Source organism: Pseudomonas sp. DrBHI1 (genome assembly GCF_002205115.1).
Taxonomy (GTDB): domain Bacteria; phylum Pseudomonadota; class Gammaproteobacteria; order Pseudomonadales; family Pseudomonadaceae; genus Aquipseudomonas; species Aquipseudomonas mosselii.
Genome location: NZ_NIBE01000080.1, coordinates 1 through 3,297, shown reverse-complemented (window position 1 = coordinate 3,297; position 3,297 = coordinate 1). Strand labels below are relative to the sequence as shown.

Here is a 3,297-nt window from a genome sequence, read left to right as displayed (position 1 = left end):
TGGGCAGGTCACGCAAGGGTTTCTTTTTGGTTGGCATACATGCACCTCTTACTCATGTTATGCCCGAACACAAAATTTCTGACACCCTCCCAGATCATTCCGGTATCCCTTTCTCCCAAACCGCCCAATTCTTCAGAATCTCCTGCACCAGCGGATTGGCAGTCCGATAGAGATTCTCCAGCGCCGGAACAAAGCCACCCTGGTCGTCATACTTGAGCAGATTCTCAACCTCACTTCCCCCCGGCTCAGGCCGATCAAAGTCAGACCCCGCCCGCACCACCGCCACCCGCTGCACATCCACCAACCCTTCGCGACTGGCCCGCAGCAGCGCTTCATAGGTGGAGTTATCCTCCTGCTGGGTCGTGCAGTACTCCCCCTTGTTATCCGTCAGCAATCGAGTCCAGACCTCGGCCCGCTCACTCAGGCGCGTCCCGGAAAACCAGGTGTTGCCCGCCACGGTGTCACACCGGGTCACCACCGGCGGCTGGTTGGCCGGCGCCATCGGGTACCTGAGCCGCCAGGCCGCCGATTCCTTGCTCTCGCTCAGGCTCACCCCGTGTGACAGGGCATAGGCCTTGGCTTGCAGCTTCGGATTGAGTTCGAAGACCTCGGTCTTGTAGTCCAGCGGCGGCTTCTCGTTCGGGCCCTGGGTGTTGATCCCCAGGTAGCCCGTCGGCCAGTCCTTGGGCGCATCCCGCGAGTCCAGCTCCCACTGGGTGCCGAACTCCACCAGGTAATGGGCCCAGGCGGTGGTGCCGAGGGTCCCGTGCTTCGGGTTGATCCCGGCAATCCCCGCGACCAGGAAGTAGCTCTTGCGCAGGTCGAACTTCGGCGATAGCGCCAGTGCCAGGGTCGAGGCCGCGGCGTTGGTCTGGCCCATGCCGGTCACCAGCAAGCAGACGTCCTGGCTGTTGCAACGTATCACCGGATACTCCGCCGACAGGCCCGGTACACGCACTTCCTGCTCCAGCTCCAGGCGCTCGATCCAGTGCTGGGCCTCAGGTGCGAACAGGGTGATCAGCATCACCTTGGGCTTGATCGGCGGCGCAGCCGTCTCGCCGGCCTGGGCCGTCGAGGCGAGCAGGATGCCGCATGCCAGGCCCACGGCGAGGGAAAGACGATGCATCAGGTGCATGCGAGCCTCCATGGCGCAAGTGATCAGAACTGGTAGCCGACCCCGGCGTAATACCCCCAGCCATCGGACCGGCCGCGGAAATCGCCATCGCCGAAATTCAGCTGGCTGCCGTCCTGCCAGTGGCCGCCATTGTGGAAATGGCGGCCCACCAGGGTGAAGCGCAGGTGGGTGAAGGCGTACAGCAATACGTTGGTGGATACCGTGGCATTGGCCGTGCGGTTGGGGTTGTCCTTGTGCAGATCCGAGCCGAAATCGAAGTTGGTGAAGCCGATATAGGTCAGCGAGGCGCCGTTGTCGAACTTGCCGAGGGGCACGATGTACTTGAGCTGGGCCCGGTAGCCGTCCCACGAGTACTCGTTGCTGGCGCCATAGTTTTCCCACTGGTAGCGGCCATAGAAGTTGGCCGACAGGTTGACCCGCGAATGGGTGTCGATGTCGGTGCCCAGGCCGCTGTACAGGGTGTTGGCGCGGTTGGCGCTGTTGCTGCCGTGGTCGTAGATCCAGTCGAAGGCTACGTACCACTCCTTGAACGGGCCGACGGCCAGGCTGCGGCCGGCCAGGTAGTCGATGGAGATCCGTGGCTCGTGCTCCATGAACAGCGGCGAGCCGTGGTCCCACGCGCCTTTGTCATGGCTGTTGCCGATGTCGAGGATCTTCGGGATGTCGATGTAGCCGTACAGCTCGAACGGCCCCTTGCGGCCGAAGTACTCGTATTCCAGGTAGATATCGTCGACCGGGCGGGGGCCGAAACTGATGTCCTTGGTGCCGATCAGGGTGAAGTTCTGGTTGTACCAGTCCGACAGGTAAGGGCCGGCTTTTACCGGCGCGGCGGCGGGGCTCAGGGCCTCGCCTTGGGCTGACTCGTTGGAGGCAGTGTCCAGGGCGTGGCTGGTGGTGCTGAGTAGTCCCGTAACAGCGCCCAGTAGCAGGGAGGCAGCCAGGGAGGAGCGAGCCGCTGGGCGCAGGGATGCAGGTTGACGCATTGAAAGTCCTTGTTCATGCGGTGGTAGCCCAAAAAGGCTGAGGTGAGCGAAAGCTTCGGCGATTGTTCGCTTAATTGTTTTGAGCAAACGTTTGCATACTCTGTACCAACCTGCCAGAGGTCTTTCAAATAAAGCTGAATTCGGGGTGTTAGCTGACCTTTCGGTTAAAAAGATGCACGGAAAATGGGCGTGGGATGGAGGCAGTTACACGCAAGGGGCTGCGCGGTAATGGGTGGTCGATTGAACGCGGGTGGTTTAAGCGATGGGCTTGCGGCGCCTCATCAGAAGGACCAGCCGCAACTCCATCGTCATCTTGCTGGCATCACTTCACTGCAGGGTCTCGGGCTTCATCCCTTGGGAGGCGTCCTTCAATCCCTGTTCCATCCGCCCGATCACCTGCGCCAGTATCGCCGCTCTTTCCAGCTCTCCCGCCGCCTTCATCCGTGCATGATCCCGCCGTAGGTTCAGTAGGCATTTCTGCAGTCCAAGTGCCGAGCTGTCGTAGTTGTCCATGTCGTTCTCACAAGCCGTGGGCATCCGTGCCGTTGTAGGAAAGGCTCGACGGTATCAGGTCAATTCCCCAGCCAATACTGATTATTCATACACTGGCTCACAAATCCGTTGAAACGTCCTACAGCGATAAAAGAGACATCTCACAGAGTGATTTGGGTGGGTGTTTCTGCATGCTTCCGCTCACTTCGCGGCAGGCCCCGGCGTACAGGGCCTGGCTCGAAACAGATGGGGCGCAGAGGTCATTCGTGCACCCCGTCTCCCTTCGAGGCCTGCCGAAACGATATGTTGCAATTACCCTTACAGATGCTCGGCATCCAACACTGCATTGACGAACGCTTCGGGCGATTCCTGCGGCCGGTTGTGGCCGATACCACCGCTCACCAGGTGATAGGCGTACTTGCCGGTGAAGCGCTTGGCGTAGGCCTCGGCCAATGGGTGCGGTGCGCCGTTGGCATCCGAAGGAAGTGGCCTGGCGAGCTGCGGCACGCGTGCGGGTTTCCTCGGCCTGGCCTGGGGAGGCGGCCAGCAGGGCCAGAGGAGCACGGCGCAGGCGAGCAGGGCTGAGCGGTTGATGCGGTTGGCGGTGGCGAACATGGTGCATCTCCTTGGCGGGCCATCGGTGTGGGCTGGATGGCGTGTAGTTAAGGCGGTGGCTGTGTCCGGGGG

The 3,297-nt window shown here is 61.4% G+C and carries 3 protein-coding genes and 1 pseudogene; all 4 read right to left on the bottom strand.

Translation table 11 applies throughout. The features are described 5' to 3' along the window. Positions 1 to 94: 94 nt before the first annotated feature. Positions 95 to 1,135 (bottom strand): purine nucleoside permease, encoded by a 1,041-nt coding sequence (locus tag CC207_RS17700; protein ID WP_088852494.1) that lies wholly within the window; start codon positions 1,133 to 1,135, stop codon positions 95 to 97. 23 nt (positions 1,136 to 1,158) lie between these two features. Then, positions 1,159 to 2,118 carry a nucleoside-specific channel-forming protein Tsx gene (locus tag CC207_RS17695; protein WP_088852493.1) on the bottom strand — a complete coding sequence of 320 codons (960 nt, stop codon included), beginning with the start codon at positions 2,116 to 2,118 and terminating at the stop codon, positions 1,159 to 1,161. Positions 2,119 to 2,445: 327 nt separating this feature from the next. Further along, positions 2,446 to 2,631, bottom strand: a complete 186-nt coding sequence (locus tag CC207_RS17690) for a hypothetical protein (protein ID WP_062359703.1) — start codon at positions 2,629 to 2,631, stop codon at positions 2,446 to 2,448. 297 nt (positions 2,632 to 2,928) lie between these two features. Next, positions 2,929 to 3,090, bottom strand: a pseudogene (locus tag CC207_RS26810) (alpha/beta hydrolase); the annotation flags it as partial. Positions 3,091 to 3,297: the final 207 nt, after the last annotated feature.

Bases quoted from the DNA above. Each gene is read 5' to 3' on its own strand.
- CC207_RS17700 (WP_088852494.1), bottom strand. From the start codon at position 1,135: ATGCACCTGATGCATCGTCTTTCCCTCGCCGTGGGCCTGGCATGCGGC.
- CC207_RS17695 (WP_088852493.1), bottom strand. From the start codon at position 2,118: ATGCGTCAACCTGCATCCCTGCGCCCAGCGGCTCGCTCCTCCCTGGCT.
- CC207_RS17690 (WP_062359703.1), bottom strand. From the start codon at position 2,631: ATGGACAACTACGACAGCTCGGCACTTGGACTGCAGAAATGCCTACTG.